The following is a 14,766-nucleotide window of genomic DNA, read 5'->3' as shown; positions in this document are numbered from 1 at the left end:
TGTAGTCCTTGTACTTGCCGTCTTTGTAGACGTCCCGGAACTGACCCGTCGCCGACTTGGCGTAGTTCGGCTGTTGGGGGTCGTTGACGACGTCGTCGTATTCGCCTTCGACCTTCCTCGTGAATTCGGCGGCCGCGACAGGCTCGTACCCGCAGGCCGGAGGCGTCCAGTTCGCTCAGCGCGTGCACTTGCCGCTGCCCCTTTCGGAGACGAGCTGTGTCGTCTGCCAGACGCCGTTGCGGGCCTTCTTAAGGTGGGTGTTGTAGTAGACGTACGAGTTCTTCGTCGCCGGGGTTCGGTCGACCTTCTTCGTCTTCACGTTCTTGTTGAAGGCCTTGGTCTCGTCCGTGCAGAACGTGACCCCCGCGGATGTCGCTCCGTAGAGCGTCACGCTGGGACGGAAGTACCGAACGGTGCCGGTGTACGTGATTCCGGCGTCCACGAAGGACTTGACCCACCGGGCGCCTCCGACGAGGGCGTCGCCCTGCCGGTAGAAGGCGAGGGCCGGCTCGTCGGGATTCCCCTTGATGATGGCGTAATTGGTGGCCGTCTGCGCTCGCCCCGCGTCCGCGAGGACCGCGTCCTTCGTCGCGTCCCCCGTTTTCCACCCCTCGAACTGGTCCTTCACGTCACCGGGAAGAGTGATGTCCGGCCGGTCCGCGTTGTCCGAAGCGTCCGCGCTCGGGGACGCCGGAGCCGTGCTTCCCCGGTCCGCCCCGGCGATCTTGTCGTTCGCCTTCGGGGTGGTGCCCCCGCCTCCGCAGGCCGTCAGCAGCAGAGCTGTCGCCGCGGCGAACGCGGTAGCAACGGGCAAAGTGCGGCGCTTCACAAGTGACTCCCCGTGGGACATCGGTTGAGCGAAGTCGGTCAAGGGCAATGACGGTATCCATGTGCCTCTTGGTTTCGCCAGGCGGAAAGCGCACGCCGGTGGCGGTCAAACAGGGGATTTCCGGGGTGAACCGGAGCTCTGTGACGGCCGGATGGTGTTCCGGGACACATCGGTCCGAGCGGGGGCGGACCGGCGTCCACACCTCGCCCGGGGTTTGCGTTCGACACCTTCACACGCCGCCACCCCGGGCTCCACCTCGTAGGCTGACCCGAGCCGGACAGGCCGAACGCACACGGCAGGTTCGTACACAGAAGCCAGTGGAAGAACGGCGCACTCGGGGGCACACCATGGACCGCTACATCGAAACCCTGACCGTCGAACGGGGCGGATTCCGGATCAAGGTGCCGGAATCGTGGTGGGAGTTCGACGTGCGGCCGGAGTCACGGGACGACTCGATCCGGCGGATGGTCGGCGAACGCATCGCGGCGCACCCGGAGTTGGCGCAGCACCGGGACAGTTACGTCACCTTCCTGCGCCGGGCCGCCGCCGACGCCTGGAACTCCGGCGCCCTGTACTGCGGCTGCATGGCGGAGTCGTTCGGCGGGGACACCCCGATCACCGGCTCGGTCACCGTCTCGATCGTCGGCGGCCGCGCACGGAACGGCGAGCCCCTTCCCACCGACCCGGCGGCCATCGCGGGGCAACTCGCCGTGCGGGAGGCGAGGAAGGAGGGCGACGCGTGGCGCAAGGTGACCACCGTCGAGATACCCGGCGTCGGTCCCGCCGCGAGGACGTACGGCATCGAGGACATCGCCGTCCCGGACGACAGCCTCCAGCGCACCGTCCGGGCCGTGCTCATGCAGACCTTCATCCCGGTGCCCGGCCAGGCGGGCAAGGTGGCCCTGGTGGCCGGCAGCAGCCAGGTCCTCGACCTCGCCGACTCCTTCTTCGACATCTTCGACGCTGTCACCTCCACGTTCCGTTTCGCCGACCGGTGAGCGAGCGCGGCCCGCGTCACGCGGCCGCTCCACTCGCCGGCTTCATGCGGTGGCCTCATGCGGTGGCTGGGGTGCAGCAGTCCGGACGTCAAGCCTCGCCCCCGCCCCACCCGTGGGGGTCGTGAGTCCGCCTCGCGGTCGACCCGTCCGTGAGCACCTCGTGCAGGCCTCGTGCACGCCCCGTGACGGCGCCCCCGGCAGGCGGCGGTGATTCGCTGGCGCACAGGTGGCGGAAAGGTCGTGCGCCCGGGCTCAACACGGAACCGAACGGCCCGCGTTGCGCGTCGATAACGTCGAGTCAGGTGTGGTTCAGGGGTCTTGGGGCGCCTTGAGGGGCCTATGAGCGGCTGATACGGTGCCATGGCTTGACACTCGTTCCCGCGTTGGCTATCCGGCCAGGTCGCACGGTACGTCCCGGAAAGTGACCCAGGGGTGAAGTGTCCTGCTTGGAACGTGAATTGACAGACATTTTCTTGGGTGTACGGGGAGCGGTCGCGTGAAGATCCAAGAGCGTACGGGGGCGGGCGGCAACCGTTCCGCCACGTCGGCGCACCCGGCGACGGGCGAGCGTCTCCCCACCCCGCCTCGCGAGCGCAAACCCGCACTCGCCGCACTCGCGGTGCTGCTGATCCTCGTCGGCGCCCTCGGCGCCACCATGCTGGTGCTGCGGGCCGGCGACCGGGTCGAGGTCGTGAAGGTGACCGGTGACATCCAGGCGGGCGAGTCGGTGGGCGACCACGTGATCTCCGCGCTCGTCGCGGACGACGCCTCCATCCACTACGTCCCGTGGAGCCAGCTCACCCAGCTCAGGAAGCTCAAGGCCAAGTCCACGATCTACCGGGGAACCGTGGTCATCGGCGAGATGTTCACCTCGGGCTCCACGCTCCCGGCCGGCAAGGCATCCGTGGGCGTCTCCCTCAAGGACGGCCAGTACCCCGCGGGCATCAAGTCCGGTGACACGGTGGCGGTCTACCGCGTCGGCGACACCGGAACCGGCGGCAGCCGCGGTACGACGGGATCGTCGAACTCCGCCAACTCCGGTGCCTCGAACGCGGACGGCAGCCCCATCGTCGAGCGGGCGAAGGTCAGTTACGTCCAGGAGCAGAAGGACAGCACGATCAGCAGCACCAACCTGCCGGTCACCCTGATCGTGGACAGCGGCCAGGCGGCCTCCGTCGCCGACGCTGCCTCCGCGGGCCAGGTCGCCCTCGTCATCGTCCCCGGCAACTAGAGGCGAGTGAGTAGACGGACATGGCGCTCATCGCCCTCGCCGCAGACAAGGGTTCCCCCGGAGTGACCACCGCCGCGGTGGCGCTCTCCGCGGTCTGGCCCCGCAGGGTCCTGCTCGCCGAGACCGACCCGGCCGGCGGCGACCTCGTGTACCGCAGCGCCGCCGCCCACGGCGGCCCGCTGAACCCCAACACCGGCATGCTGTCGATCGCCGCAACCGCCCGCCGCGGGCTCGTCCCCGACCAGCTCTGGGACCACGCGCAGCCGCTCAGCGGCGGACTCGAGGTCCTCGTCGGACTCGGGATCGCCGAACAGGCCGCCGGTCTCTCCGGACTCTGGCCCACCCTGGGCCGGGCGTTCGCGCAGCTCGGCGACTCCCCGAACGCGCCCGCCGACGTCATCGCCGACTGCGGCCGGATCAGCGGGGACACCCCGGCGGCCGAGCTGTTCCCGCACGCGGCCCTCGTCCTGCTGCTCTCCCGCACCGAACCCGAGGCCATCGCCCGCGTCCGCGACCGCGCCGCCGCGCTCTCCGCCAAACTGCACGGGGGCCCGCACGGCGCGGGCGGCCTCGCCACCCCCTTCATCGGCGTCGTCCTCGTCGCCGACCCCGGCGACTCCGCCAAGCTCGTCCACCAGGTCAACGACATGCTGGTGGCGGGCCGGACCGGGGCCGCCGTCGTGGGCACCATCGCCGACGACCCCGCGGGCGCCGCCCAGCTGGCCGGACGCCGGCGAGGGCGCCTCGACAAGTCGCTGCTCATCCGCTCGGCCCGCAAGGTCACCGCGGACCTGTACCAGCAGTACGGCGCCGCCTGGTCCGTACCCGCCGAAGGACCGCACACCGGACACGGACCGCACACCGGGAACGGGCCGCAGGCCGGGCACGGACAGCCCGCCGCCGGAGCCGGCCGATGACCGCCGTCGACCACCAGCTGGTCAAGCGGTTCCGGCAGGACGCGGGCGACCGCATCTCCGAACAGCGCCGCGAGGACCAGGTCCGCGGCGTGACCCCGATGTCCAGCGAGGACGAACGGCACTACGCCCGCGCCGTCATCGCCCAGATACTCGAGGACCACGCCCGCGGCGAGATCAGCATCGGCCGGACCCCGCTCGACGCGGAGACCGAGGAGCAGTACGCGGCCGCCGTCCACGCCGCGCTCTTCGGCGTCGGCCGGCTCCAGCCGCTCCTCGACGACCCGGAGGTCGAGAACATCGACATCAACGGGTACGACGAGGTCTTCATCGGCTACGCCGACGGCCGGGAGGCCAAAGGGGACCCGGTAGCCGAGACCGACGAGGAACTCGTCGAACTCATCCAGGTCCTCGGCGCCTACTCGGGGCTGTCCTCCCGCCCCTTCGACTCCGCGAACCCGCAGCTCGACCTGCGGCTGCCGGACGGCTCCCGGCTCTCCGCCGTCATGGACGTGACCCGCCGGCCCGCCCTGTCGATCCGCCGCGCCCGCATGGGCAAGGTCTTCATGTCCGACCTCGTGGGCAACGGCACCCTGACCCCCGAGGTCGCGCACTTCCTCGCCTGCGCCGTCCGGGCCCGCAAGAACATCATGATCGCGGGAGCCACCAACGCCGGCAAGACGACCCTGCTGCGCGCCCTCGCCAACGAGATCCCGCCGTACGAGCGTCTCATCACCGTGGAACGCGCGCTGGAACTCGGCCTCGACACCTTCGCCGAACTCCACCCGAACGTCGTGGCGTTCGAGGAACGGCTGCCCAACTCCGAAGGCCAGGGCGCCATCACGATGGCCGAACTGGTACGCCGGTCGCTGCGCATGAACCCCTCGCGCGTCATCGTCGGCGAGGTCCTCGGCGACGAGATCGTGACCATGCTCAACGCGATGTCGCAGGGCAACGACGGCTCGCTCTCCACGATCCACGCGAACAGCTCCAGCGAGGTCTTCAACCGCATCTCCACGTACGCGCTCCAGGCGACCGAACGACTGCCCATCGAGGCCAGCCAGATGCTCATCGCGGGCGCGGTGAACTTCGTGGTCTTCATCCAGCGGCGCAACGACTACGAGTCCGGCGGCCGGCTCCAGCGCATGGTGACCTCCGTGCGCGAGGTCAACGGCGTCGACGGACGGGTGTTGTCCAGCGAGGTGTTCGCCGAGGCCCCGGACGGCCGGATCGTCCCGCACGCGCCCATCGCCTGCCTCGACGACCTCGTCGCGCAGGGCTACCGGCTGCCCGGCAGCGGGAATTGGTGACGACGATGACGATGACCACCACCACGGACCTGAGGACGACCGTGGCGACGACGGTGATCCAGGACGGCTCCCTGGGAGGCCTGTTCTCCCTGCCCGTGCTGTACGCGCTCGCCTGCGGCGTGGCCGTGGGCGGCGGCCTCGCGCTGTTCGCCGCCGCCGTGCGCGGACTGCCCGCCAAGCCCGAGCACGAGAAGCAGCGGGCGAGCGAGCGCGCGAGCGAGCTGATCCGCTTCGCCGGACAGCGCGGTTCGATCGCCGCCCTCGCCGGTCTGGCCGTCCTCCTCGTCACCGGCTGGGCCGTCGCCGGCCTCGCCGCGGGCATCCTCGTCTTCTTCTGGGACAAGCTCTTCGGCGGCGCCTCCGAGGAACGGGCCGCGATGCGCCGCGTCGAGGCCCTGGCGTCCTGGACCGAGTCGCTGCGCGACACCATCGCCGGCGCCGTCGGTCTGGAGCAGGCCATCCCGGCCTCGGCCCGCGCCTCCGCCCCCGTACTGCGGCCGCACCTGGACGCGCTCGTGGACCGGCTGCGCTCCAGGACACCGCTCCCCGAGGCCCTCCAGCAACTGGCCGACGAGATCGACGACGCCTCCGCCGACATCATCGTGGCCGCGCTCATCCTCAACGCGCGGCTGCGCGGCCCGGGTCTGCGCCAAGTGCTGGGCGCGCTCGCCAAGTCGGCGCGCGAGGAGGTCGACATGCGACAGCGCGTGATGGCCCAGCGCGCCTCGACCCGGCGTTCCGTGCAGATCGTCGTGGCGGTGTCCGTCGCCTTCGTGCTCGGACTGTCGGTCTTCAACCGTGACTTCGTCGCGCCGTACGGCACGGCGGTCGGCCAGCTCGTACTCGCCTGCGTCTGCGGTCTGTTCGGCCTCGGCTTCTGGTGGCTGCGCAAGCTGTCCACGATCGAGACGCCGGAGCGTTTCCTGGTGCGGGACGAGTCGTCCGTGCGGTTCGTGCGGCCCCGTACACCGGTTTCCGGGGATGAGGCGGTACGCCGATGAACCTGACCATGCCCGTCCTGATCGGCGCCGTGCTGGGCCTGGGCGTCTACGCCCTTGTCCGCGCGCTCATGCCGTCCAGGCGCAGCGCGGTCGCGCAGGTCGCCCGTATCGACGCGATGCGGGCCCGCGGGGCGGCGTACGAATCGGCGCACCAGGGACAGCGGGACGGCGGGCGCTTCGCCGGTCTGCGCGCGCAGGTCGGCGCGCGCGTCGCCGAGCTGTACCTCCAGCAGGGCTGGGAACAGCGTTCCCTGCGCGCCGATCTGGCCGTCCTGGACCGGAGCTGGGAGAGGTTCCTCGCGACGAAGGTGCTGCTGGCCGCGGCCGGCGTCTTCTTCGGGCCGTTCCTCTTCGCCGTCGTCTGGACCCTCGGCGTCGGGCACAGTCCGATCATCCCGGTCTGGCTCGCGCTGCTCTTCGCCGGCGTCTTCTTCTTCCTCCCCGACCTCGAGGTGCGGCGGGACGCGGTGGACAGGCGGCGCGATCTGCGCCGGGTGATCGGCGCCTATCTGGACCTGGTGTCGATGAGCCTGGCCGGCGGCCGCGGTCTGCCCGAGGCGCTGATGGCCGCGGCGGAGATCTCCGACGGCTGGGCCACGCAGCGCATCCGCAACGCGCTCGCCGACGCCCGGATCACCGGTATCAGCCAGTGGCAGGCGCTCGGCTCGCTCGGCGAGGAGCTGGGGGTCGAGGAGCTCAAGGACCTGTCCGCCTCGCTCGCGCTGGTCGCGGACGACGGCGCGAAGGTGCGCGAGTCGCTCGCCTCCCGTGCCGAGACGATGCGCCACCGCGAGCTCTCCGAGATCGAGGGAAGCGCGGGCGAGAAGTCGCAGTCGATGCTCGTGGCCCAACTGCTGCTGTGCGCGGGCTTCCTGGTCTTCCTGATCTTCCCGGCGGCGATGCGGGTGTTCCAGGTCTGATCGTCCGCCGCGCCCGCAGGGCCACCGATTTCGGCCACCACTACTTTCCGAGGGGACAACTCACCATGAACGGACGGAACTTCAGCACCGGGATCCCGGGGGTGGACTTCCTGATCACCTTCCTCCAGGGGCGGGTGCAGCGTGCCCGCTCCGGCGAACTCGACCGGGGCGCGTCCGCGGTCGAGTGGGTCATCATCTCCGCCGTCGTCGTGGCGATCGTCGGCGTGGTCGCCGCGATCATCAACGCCGCGCTGAGCGACGGTGCCAACAAGGTCGGCAACTGCATCAAGGGCGCCGACGCGGGCAAGACCTGCTGAGTCCGTACGGGGATGAGAGTGCGCGAGGAGCGGGCGGTACGTGGCCGGGTGCGCCGCCGGGTGGAGGCAGCCTCCGCCCGCGGTGACTCCGGCATGACCGCGATCGAGTTCGTGCTGCTCACTCCGGTGCTCTTCTTCATGATCTTCGCGACGGTGCAGTTCGCGCTGTACTTCTTCGCGGACCATGTCGCCCAGGCGGCGGCCCAGGCGGGCGCGCGCAAGGCCCGCGCCACCGCGGACGCGCAGCCGGGCGCCTGGCGCGGCGAGGCGGGTGACGTCGTCGACAGCTACATCCGCCAGCTCGGGCCGAAGCTGGTGCTGTCCCCCGACGTGACGATGCTCCAGCCGGAGCCGGACACCGTGGGCGTCGAGATCACGGCGAGGGTGCCGGCGGTCTTCCCCGGCCTGGACCTGACCGTGCACGCGCGGTCGTCGGGTCCGGTGGAGCGGTTCGTGAAGGAGGAGAGGCCGTGAGGGGGGCGAGGGCTCTGGCCGCGTTGGTCCGGGACCGTGTTTCCGGGCGGCCGGGCCGGGACCGGGGGCTGTCCACCATCGAGGTGGTGATCCTCGCGCCGGTGATGATCCTGTTCATCCTGGTGCTGGTGGCGTTCGGGCAGCTGGTCAACGGGCGGGGCGCGCTGGACGGCGCCGCCAGGGACGCGGCGCGGGCCGGCTCGATCCAGAAGGACCACGCGACGGCCATGGCCGAGGCGCGGAAGGCCGCCGAGGCCGACCTCGGGGACGTCTGCTCGGGGCCGGTGAGCGTGACGCAAACCAGCGCGGGCTTCGCGCCGGACACGCTGTTCACCGTCGAGGTGAGCTGCGAGGTACGGGGCCTCGCGATGATCGGCCTCGATGTGCCGACCACCCTGCAGTCGTCGTTCAGCTCCCCCCTCGACCCGTTCCGGAGGACGGCATGACGACCGGGTCCGTGGTACGGGGCTGGGTCGCACGGCGGTGGGCGCGGCTCGACGACCGGGGCTCGGGCGCCGGCGCGGTGATCATCTTCGCCCTCGTGTTCCTGTCGCTCTCGGCGTTCGTCATCGACGGCGGGATGTCCATCTCCAAGCGGGAGCGGGCGGCGGACATCGCCGAACAGGCGGCCCGTTACGCCGCCCAGGACATCGACCTCGAATCCCTCTACGAGAACCGGAACGGTCCGGCCCCCATCAACTTCGAGGACTGCGGCGCCCGGGTGAAGGCGTTCGCCCGCGAGATGGGCATGTCCGGCGCGGACATCGCGGCGACCCACTGCGTGAGCGCGGACGCCGAACAGGTCGAGGTCGAGGTCCAGTTGACCTATTCGCCGGTCTTCACGGGGATGTTCTACGGCGGAGACGTGACGGTCCACGGCCGAGCGGTGGCGGAGAACGAGGTGGGCTGAGTCCTGGTGCCGGCGGCGATCACCGAGGCGGTCGGCGGGCAGGGGTGCCGGCGGGATCACCGAGGCGGTAGGCGGGCAGGGGTGCCGTCGCCCTCGGCCAGGTCGGCCGTACCGGCGGGCCCGGAGGCTCAGTCCATGGCGACGCCGAGATCCCGCGTGAGGATCTCCCTCGCCTTCGCCTCCGGCACTTCCGGCACTTCGTACCGGACCTTCCTGACCCGTGCGAGGAATTCCGCGGGCAGGGAGAGGTGGTACTTGGAGAGGTAGTACGGAAGATCCTGACGCCAGAGCCAGACCCCGTCCGTGCAGAGCGACCCGATGCCGGACAGAACCGGGGCATCGGCGTCGGGGTCCAGGACATCAGGCCCCGCACTCATCTCGGCCCAGATCCGGACGCCCTGCCTGAGATAGCCGATGACCTCCGCCTCGTCCGGGTCGCCGACGGGACGCACGAAGTCCCGCATGAGGCCGCCGAGGGGGAGCCCCCAACCGGGATCGAGCTCGGAGAAGAACCCCACGGGCCGGATCACGTCCGTACCTCGGTCACGTCCTGGTTTCCCGGAGGCCGACGTCACGCGTCGAACCTCCGGTCGTCAATCCGCCCGCCGCACTCCGGGCCGTCGGAAATGGCTGTCACGGCGACGGTCTGCCGTCCGGCTGGTTCGTCCCGCCCTGCTTCTCCGTCTTCACGCCCTCGGCGACTTCCTTCGCCAGTTTGTCGTCGAGTTTCTTGAATTCCCGGACCACGGCGTCGGACATCTTGGCCAGGGCGTCGAGGGACTGGCCGATGTCCTCGCGGCCGTCCTCCCAGCCGGACTCGAAGTCGTCCAGCGCGTCGACCACGGTGTGGTCGCCGAGGTCGTCCCGGTACGACTCGAAGAGCTTCTTGGTCTGGTTCAGCCGGGTCTTGATGTCCCGCAGCCGGTCGCCGTAGTCCTCCAGCTCGCTCAGCGGGAGCGCGAGGTCGCTCTTGCCGCCACCACTCATGAAGGTTCCCCCTCCTGGAGTCCCGAAGTCCCGGTCAGACGAACCGGAACGTGCTGGTCACCGCGTCGAAGATGTCGTGGAAGGCCTCGGCCAGGTCGAGCACCGGGCTGGCTCCGGAGACGAGAACGACCTTGTCGGTGGTTCCCGGGACCGGGATGTACGTCTGGGTCAGCACCGTACGAAGGGTACGGGTGTCGCCCTGCGCGACGGGTACGTCCTCGACGCCGAACGTCCGGGCGGCGACGCCTACTTGCGGGATGTCGACGGTCGTCACCGTGCGCCAGGCGTCGCCCTCGCGGCGGGCCGTGACGGTCCGCAGGCTCTCCGCGATGGCGCGCGGGTCGGTCGACAGCGCCACGCCCTGCTTGTTCCGGGCGCCCAGCGCCGACACGGTGAGGGTCGCGGTCAGCGGAACGCCCTCGAAGTTCTCGGCCATGCAGCCCATGTACACGGCGCCGGAGTCGTACGCGTCCTTGGCCATCCTGCGCAGCACGGCCGCCAGATCGCCGCGGTACTCCGCGAGTTCGGGCACTTCACGGATCCGCTCGTCGACCAGCGCGCGAACGGTCGCGTCCCGGCCCTCCGGACGGATGTCGAACTCCCACCAGGAGTCGGGGACGGACAGCGAGAACCCCGAGGACAGACCCGGGCTCTGCGGCGGGGTAGAGCTTGTGGTCAAGGTCGATCGCCTCTCTCACTCGAAGGTGACGGGGGTGTACGTCTTCGCGTGGGCGGCGAGGAAGGTCCGGGCCTCCTCGGGCAGCGGCAAGGGCGCCACGGCCACGTAGTCGATGAGCTGTTTCGGGGCGTAGTAGTCGATGAAACGGTATTTCACGCGGGCCAGTCCGGTCGCGTCCTCGTACCGATGCGCCACCCCGAGGGATTCCAGGAGATCGGAAAGGCCGTACGTGGCCACCTCGTCTCCGGGATCGACGGGGAGCCGGTAGCGGTTCACGTCGGAATCCGAGAACGGAATGTCGCCCGAGCCGATGGCCCGGAGTTGGGAGAGGCCGAAGCCGAACCATGGACCGGTCTTCCTCACGAGCATCCAGCGGTCCGCGAGCTCGCTCTGGAAGATGTCACATTCGTCTCCCGAGAAGACGGGGGCCATGCCCAGCCCCATCCTCGTCAACGGCGGGTGGGAAGCGTCAAGACCCGGGACCTCTTCGTGCCCGGCCTGGACGAGGCGCACGAACTCCGCATGGAACTCCTCCCGCTTGTCCGATCGCTCAAGGCAGGAGAAATGGAGATTGCCGTCGAGGAAGGCGGGACCATCGGACCAGGGATCCCGGACCAGTCGGTATCCGGTGATCTCTCCGCACTGACCGTCGATCGGCGGAGCCGCCTCGCCGCAGATCTGGCAGCGGTTGATGTCGGGCATGGTTCTCCTGCTGGTCGGATCTCGGAAGCCTGCTTCGACGAATGCTTGGACTATATGCCGGGCACCGGAACGAGTCCGCCCCGGTCGCTGATGGGTCCGCCAGGGGGATAGGTCCCTTGCGGCAGCTCCAACACCCCGTTGTTGTCGAAGAATCTCAGATTGCCGTCCCGGCTGATCACGACCTCCATATGCGGACTTCTCTTGTTGTCCAGGTCGCGGTTCATGCTGTTCCTGGTACCGCGCGCGGCTTCCAACTCGTCCGGCGGCCCGGGTATTCGATCCTCGGGATGTGTATGGGCGATGAACTTGTATCCGTCACCGGCCAGTTCATCGGGAATCTTGGTGGTCACTTCCGTCCCTTGGAACAGTCGCAGTTCACCGGCCGGGTTCTGGACCACGGCGTGCTCGACACCGTGGAACCTCTGGAGTTCGGCCATGTGCGACACATTCACTTCGTTCGGACCGATGCGGACAGGGCCGCGCGTCAGCGCTCTGGCGAGCTGGCGCGCCTTCGGCGACAGGTCGCGGTAGGGGACGGTGCCCCCGAAGAGGCGCGTCGACCCCTTGAACGGCCGGGTGATCCCCCGGAGGGCCTCTCCGGACCGGAGGTTCCGGGCCGTCTTCAGCAGCCCCCCGCCGATCCCCTTCATGAAGGCGCCGCCCAGGGCCCTCAGGCCGCCCAGTTTCCAGAGCTTGCCCATCTTCGCGATGCTCGTGAAGCCCTTGGTGGCGGGGATGCAGTCCAGGACCGCGAAGATCAGATCGCCCCAGCCCGCCTGGCCGTCGAGCATCTTTCTCACCGTGTCCGCGAGCACGACCAGGGCCGCCGCGAACACCAGCCAGCCCAGCGGGCCGCCCACGATCATCACGATGACGCCGACGATCGTCACGACCCACTTGCACACCGTGACGATCTCGTCCCAGTGGTCGGAGACCCAGTCGAGGGGCTCCTCCCACCAGTGGCGGTTGTGGATGCCGGCGTCCGACGCCTCGTGCAGCTTCTTCACCGTGCGCCGGGCGGCCTCCTCGCGCAGACCCTTCGCGTGGGCGGCCAGCTTCTTCGCCGCCTCCAGCAGCCCTTGGGCGTCGGCCACGTCCTTGCGGGCGGCGGTCTGCCGCTCCTTGGCGTGCTGGGCGTCCCGCGTCGCCCGCCGGACGTCGGCCTCGTCCGGCGGGGGTACGTCCTTGCCGGGGTGCTTGGCCGGGTCGTAGGAGTCGGCCTTCGCGGTGGCCGTGTGCACCCAGTCGTCGGCGCCGGAGAGCGCGGTGTTCGCCGTGGAAAGATCCTGGCGGGCCTTGCGGCCGTCGCGCAGCGCCTTGTCCGCCTTCTGCTGGGCGTCGTCCAGATCGGGCCAGTACGAGGCGAGCGCGTCGCCCGCGATGCCGTAGGACTTCTTGAGCTTCTTCAGCTGTCCGGGGACGTCCTCGAACTCCGAAGCGAAGGAGTCCGCCGTTTTGCCCGCCCACTTCAGGACCGCGTCGTCGTGCGCCAGACCCTTGACGTCCCGCAGGATGTCCGAGACGTCGTCGGCGAAGTCGTGGAGCGAGCCGGCGAGTTTGCGTACCCGCTGCGGGTCGCCCGGCGTCGGGTCCTGGTCCAGGTCGAGTATGTGCCAGTCCGTCGGCCTGTTCGACACGCGTTCCCCCGTAACACCCGCAACCTCTGCATCAGAACGTACGTGTGAACGTAGCGCGTCGGTCATTGCGAGTGGAACGCCGAACAGGGCTTCGTGGAGGGGCTGTTACGTACGGGGTGTGGCGACCGTCCCGGTGCGTATGGCTAGAAGGAGGTGGCCCACGGGGGTGGGGGTGGTGGTGAGGACGACGGTCGGGTCGTCGGACTCCCGGAGGTGGAGGGTGGCGGGGGTGGAGGCGAGCTCGACGCAGGAGTCGCCGTCCCCGGGCCCCGAGTAGGACGACTTCTGCCAGTTGTCAGGGGTGGTCATGGGTGCCTTTCACAGCTCCTTCGTCAACCTGTGGATGAAGTCGCGAGACCGGTCGGCGTCCAGCGACACTTTCTCGACCTTATGGAAGAGCGTGCGGTACGCGCCCAGTTGGGCCTCGGAGTCGATGAACGCCGCGCCCTGCGGAGCGTCGCGCACGACGGTGTCCAGCTTGGGAACGGAGCCTCCCGCGTAGGTCATGGCACTCGCCGCCCCGCCGAAGCCCTCCAGGTCGAAGGGGATGACCCGTACGGTGATGTGGTCGGCCTCGGAGAGGTCGAGCACGTGCGCGAGCTGGGCCCTGGACGTGGCCCGGTCTCCGACCATGATGCGCAGCGCGGCCTCGTGGACGACGCCGTCGTACCGCTTGGGGGCGGGGCTTTCGAGCAGTGCCTGGCGCTGCATACGGTGCTGCACGCGCAACTCCACCTCTTCGGGCGGGAGTTCCGGTACGCGGTAGGAGAAGATCGCGCGGGCGTACCGCTCCGTCTGGAGCAGGCCGGGGACGTGGAGGAACTGGACGTCCCGCAGGAACGTCGCGTGGTGCTCCAGCTCGGCGAGGTCGAGGAACGGAGTGGGCAGTGAGCCGCGGTACGGCTCCCACCACCCGCGTGTCCGGTCGGTGGCCGTGGAGACCAGCGCCTCGACGAACTCCTCGTCCGTACAGACGTATTGCGCCGCGAGCCGGCGTAACCGTTTCTCGCTCACGCCCGCGAGGCCCGCCTCGATCTGGCTGATCTGCGCGGGGCTCACGCCGAGGAGTGTGGCCGCTTCCCGCGACGCGAGCCCCGCCGCCTCGCGGAGCCGCCGCAGTTCGGCCGCCAGCCGCAGCTGACGTGCTGTCGGGTCACGCCTCAGTGCCATCGGCTTCCCCTCTCGACGTTCCCCTGAAGGTGAGGTGCTCGAGGGCAGATTATGCGACCGCCATGAGGTATCTAAAGAGTTAGGGCTACGTTCGGTCACACGGCCATCACTCTGAGCCGCACGGGATCAATCCACATCCATGGCGTGGGTTTCCCGGCGATAGGCCCGGGTCATCAGCGCCAGTCGCTCCGGCCGCCAGAGATCGTCCCGGTCGTTGAGGCTGAGTTCGCCGCCTCTGCGGAGCAGCCAGACGACCTCGAACTGGTAGTGGAGCACGGCGTCGCCCCCGACGTGATCCAGCAGAGGGGCGACCAGGCGGATCATGTCGTCCTGCTGCTGCGAAGTGTCCGCCTCCTTGCCCATGCGGAAGCCGACGCCGACCGTCGGAGTGAACCCGAGGCCGGTGGCCACGGGGTCCCACGGCTGAGGTCGCCGCTGCTGGATCACGCTGACACAGGTCCCCCGACGGGTGTACGCGAAGGTTCCGGCCTCCGCCAACCGGCCGCCCGTGATCGACTCGTCGAACACGTCGGATTTCCTGCCGATCTCGGCGAGGCATGCCGCGACTTCGGCCGGAGTCGAGCGGGTGGCGATGTCGAGGTCGTATTCGATTGCCATGGCGAAAGACTTCCTTGGTTGCCGTGGGCGGAGCTGGACCATGGTGCCGCTGCCGGAGCCCTCTTGCGG

Annotated in this window: 19 protein-coding genes; 10 read left to right on the top strand and 9 right to left on the bottom strand. The window is 69.6% G+C overall.

Going from position 1 to position 14,766, the window contains the following annotated elements; genetic code table 11:
- Positions 1-175: 175 nt before the first annotated feature.
- Complete coding sequence (locus tag ACFWI4_RS11320) at positions 176-829, bottom strand: hypothetical protein (protein WP_387193820.1); 654 nt, start codon at positions 827-829, stop codon at positions 176-178.
- A gap of 347 nt (positions 830-1,176) precedes the next feature.
- Between ACFWI4_RS11320 and ACFWI4_RS11315 the strand changes: the two genes are divergently transcribed.
- From ACFWI4_RS11315 to ACFWI4_RS11270, 10 genes are all read left to right on the top strand, one after another.
- Entirely contained in the window at positions 1,177-1,827 is a 651-nt protein-coding gene (locus tag ACFWI4_RS11315) for a hypothetical protein (protein ID WP_387193817.1), read from the top strand.
- Positions 1,828-2,323: 496 nt separating this feature from the next.
- Entirely contained in the window at positions 2,324-3,058 is a 735-nt protein-coding gene (locus tag ACFWI4_RS11310) for a hypothetical protein (RefSeq protein ID WP_387193815.1), read from the top strand.
- Between the two features lie 20 nt (positions 3,059-3,078).
- The gene (locus tag ACFWI4_RS11305) at positions 3,079-3,975 is read left to right on the top strand and encodes a hypothetical protein (protein ID WP_387193812.1); all 897 of its coding nucleotides are present in this window, start codon (positions 3,079-3,081) and stop codon (positions 3,973-3,975) included.
- Positions 3,972-5,282, top strand: a complete 1,311-nt coding sequence (locus tag ACFWI4_RS11300; protein WP_387193809.1) for a CpaF family protein — start codon at positions 3,972-3,974, stop codon at positions 5,280-5,282. The genes ACFWI4_RS11305 and ACFWI4_RS11300 overlap by 4 nt, the downstream gene beginning before the upstream one ends.
- Positions 5,283-5,293: 11 nt before the next feature.
- Positions 5,294-6,283, top strand: a complete 990-nt coding sequence (locus tag ACFWI4_RS11295; protein ID WP_387194020.1) for a type II secretion system F family protein — start codon at positions 5,294-5,296, stop codon at positions 6,281-6,283.
- Complete coding sequence (locus ACFWI4_RS11290) at positions 6,280-7,203, top strand: type II secretion system F family protein (protein WP_387193806.1); 924 nt, start codon at positions 6,280-6,282, stop codon at positions 7,201-7,203. The genes ACFWI4_RS11295 and ACFWI4_RS11290 overlap by 4 nt, the downstream gene beginning before the upstream one ends.
- Before the next feature lie 65 nt (positions 7,204-7,268).
- Positions 7,269-7,520 (top strand): hypothetical protein, encoded by a 252-nt coding sequence (locus ACFWI4_RS11285; protein WP_037627216.1) that lies wholly within the window; start codon positions 7,269-7,271, stop codon positions 7,518-7,520.
- Between the two features lie 12 nt (positions 7,521-7,532).
- On the top strand, positions 7,533-7,994 hold the full coding sequence (locus ACFWI4_RS11280) for a TadE family protein (protein WP_385401901.1): 462 nt from the start codon (positions 7,533-7,535) through the stop codon (positions 7,992-7,994).
- Between the two features lie 23 nt (positions 7,995-8,017).
- Positions 8,018-8,440: a TadE/TadG family type IV pilus assembly protein gene (locus ACFWI4_RS11275; RefSeq protein ID WP_387194017.1), complete on the top strand. Its 423-nt coding sequence runs from the start codon at positions 8,018-8,020 to the stop codon at positions 8,438-8,440.
- On the top strand, positions 8,437-8,904 hold the full coding sequence (locus ACFWI4_RS11270) for a Tad domain-containing protein (RefSeq protein WP_387193802.1): 468 nt from the start codon (positions 8,437-8,439) through the stop codon (positions 8,902-8,904). The genes ACFWI4_RS11275 and ACFWI4_RS11270 overlap by 4 nt, the downstream gene beginning before the upstream one ends.
- A gap of 128 nt (positions 8,905-9,032) precedes the next feature.
- Here the strand turns inward: ACFWI4_RS11270 and ACFWI4_RS11265 are convergent, their stop codons facing one another.
- From ACFWI4_RS11265 to ACFWI4_RS11230, 8 genes are all read right to left on the bottom strand, one after another.
- A complete protein-coding gene (locus ACFWI4_RS11265) occupies positions 9,033-9,434 on the bottom strand; it encodes a hypothetical protein (protein WP_387193799.1) in 402 nt (133 codons plus the stop codon).
- Positions 9,435-9,537: 103 nt separating this feature from the next.
- A complete protein-coding gene (locus tag ACFWI4_RS11260; protein ID WP_387193796.1) occupies positions 9,538-9,891 on the bottom strand; it encodes a hypothetical protein in 354 nt (117 codons plus the stop codon).
- Positions 9,892-9,925: 34 nt separating this feature from the next.
- A complete protein-coding gene (locus ACFWI4_RS11255; RefSeq protein WP_387193793.1) occupies positions 9,926-10,570 on the bottom strand; it encodes a hypothetical protein in 645 nt (214 codons plus the stop codon).
- A 15-nt stretch (positions 10,571-10,585) separates the two neighbouring features.
- A complete protein-coding gene (locus tag ACFWI4_RS11250) occupies positions 10,586-11,272 on the bottom strand; it encodes a hypothetical protein (protein ID WP_387193790.1) in 687 nt (228 codons plus the stop codon).
- A gap of 50 nt (positions 11,273-11,322) precedes the next feature.
- A complete protein-coding gene (locus ACFWI4_RS11245; RefSeq protein WP_387193787.1) occupies positions 11,323-12,909 on the bottom strand; it encodes a WXG100 family type VII secretion target in 1,587 nt (528 codons plus the stop codon).
- Between the two features lie 105 nt (positions 12,910-13,014).
- Positions 13,015-13,218, bottom strand: coding sequence for a DUF397 domain-containing protein (locus ACFWI4_RS11240; RefSeq protein WP_387193784.1), 204 nt, complete (start codon positions 13,216-13,218; stop codon positions 13,015-13,017).
- 9 nt (positions 13,219-13,227) lie between these two features.
- Positions 13,228-14,079, bottom strand: a complete 852-nt coding sequence (locus ACFWI4_RS11235) for a helix-turn-helix domain-containing protein (protein WP_387193781.1) — start codon at positions 14,077-14,079, stop codon at positions 13,228-13,230.
- A gap of 126 nt (positions 14,080-14,205) precedes the next feature.
- Entirely contained in the window at positions 14,206-14,697 is a 492-nt protein-coding gene (locus tag ACFWI4_RS11230; RefSeq protein WP_387193778.1) for a SitI3 family protein, read from the bottom strand.
- Positions 14,698-14,766: the final 69 nt, after the last annotated feature.

It is taken from the genome of Streptomyces sp. NPDC127038, from assembly GCF_042725875.1.
Taxonomy (GTDB): domain Bacteria; phylum Actinomycetota; class Actinomycetes; order Streptomycetales; family Streptomycetaceae; genus Streptomyces.
The sequence above is the reverse complement of the archived record's forward strand: the minus strand, read 5'-3'. Positions and strand labels throughout refer to the sequence as shown.

Bases quoted from the DNA above. Each gene is read 5' to 3' on its own strand.
- ACFWI4_RS11315 (WP_387193817.1), top strand. From the start codon at position 1,177: ATGGACCGCTACATCGAAACCCTGACCGTCGAACGGGGCGGATTCCGG.
- ACFWI4_RS11305 (WP_387193812.1), top strand. From the start codon at position 3,079: ATGGCGCTCATCGCCCTCGCCGCAGACAAGGGTTCCCCCGGAGTGACC.
- ACFWI4_RS11300 (WP_387193809.1), top strand. From the start codon at position 3,972: ATGACCGCCGTCGACCACCAGCTGGTCAAGCGGTTCCGGCAGGACGCG.
- ACFWI4_RS11295 (WP_387194020.1), top strand. From the start codon at position 5,294: ATGACCACCACCACGGACCTGAGGACGACCGTGGCGACGACGGTGATC.
- ACFWI4_RS11290 (WP_387193806.1), top strand. From the start codon at position 6,280: ATGAACCTGACCATGCCCGTCCTGATCGGCGCCGTGCTGGGCCTGGGC.
- ACFWI4_RS11285 (WP_037627216.1), top strand. From the start codon at position 7,269: ATGAACGGACGGAACTTCAGCACCGGGATCCCGGGGGTGGACTTCCTG.
- ACFWI4_RS11280 (WP_385401901.1), top strand. From the start codon at position 7,533: ATGAGAGTGCGCGAGGAGCGGGCGGTACGTGGCCGGGTGCGCCGCCGG.
- ACFWI4_RS11270 (WP_387193802.1), top strand. From the start codon at position 8,437: ATGACGACCGGGTCCGTGGTACGGGGCTGGGTCGCACGGCGGTGGGCG.
- ACFWI4_RS11260 (WP_387193796.1), bottom strand. From the start codon at position 9,891: ATGAGTGGTGGCGGCAAGAGCGACCTCGCGCTCCCGCTGAGCGAGCTG.
- ACFWI4_RS11250 (WP_387193790.1), bottom strand. From the start codon at position 11,272: ATGCCCGACATCAACCGCTGCCAGATCTGCGGCGAGGCGGCTCCGCCG.
- ACFWI4_RS11240 (WP_387193784.1), bottom strand. From the start codon at position 13,218: ATGACCACCCCTGACAACTGGCAGAAGTCGTCCTACTCGGGGCCCGGG.
- ACFWI4_RS11235 (WP_387193781.1), bottom strand. From the start codon at position 14,079: ATGGCACTGAGGCGTGACCCGACAGCACGTCAGCTGCGGCTGGCGGCC.
- ACFWI4_RS11230 (WP_387193778.1), bottom strand. From the start codon at position 14,697: ATGGCAATCGAATACGACCTCGACATCGCCACCCGCTCGACTCCGGCC.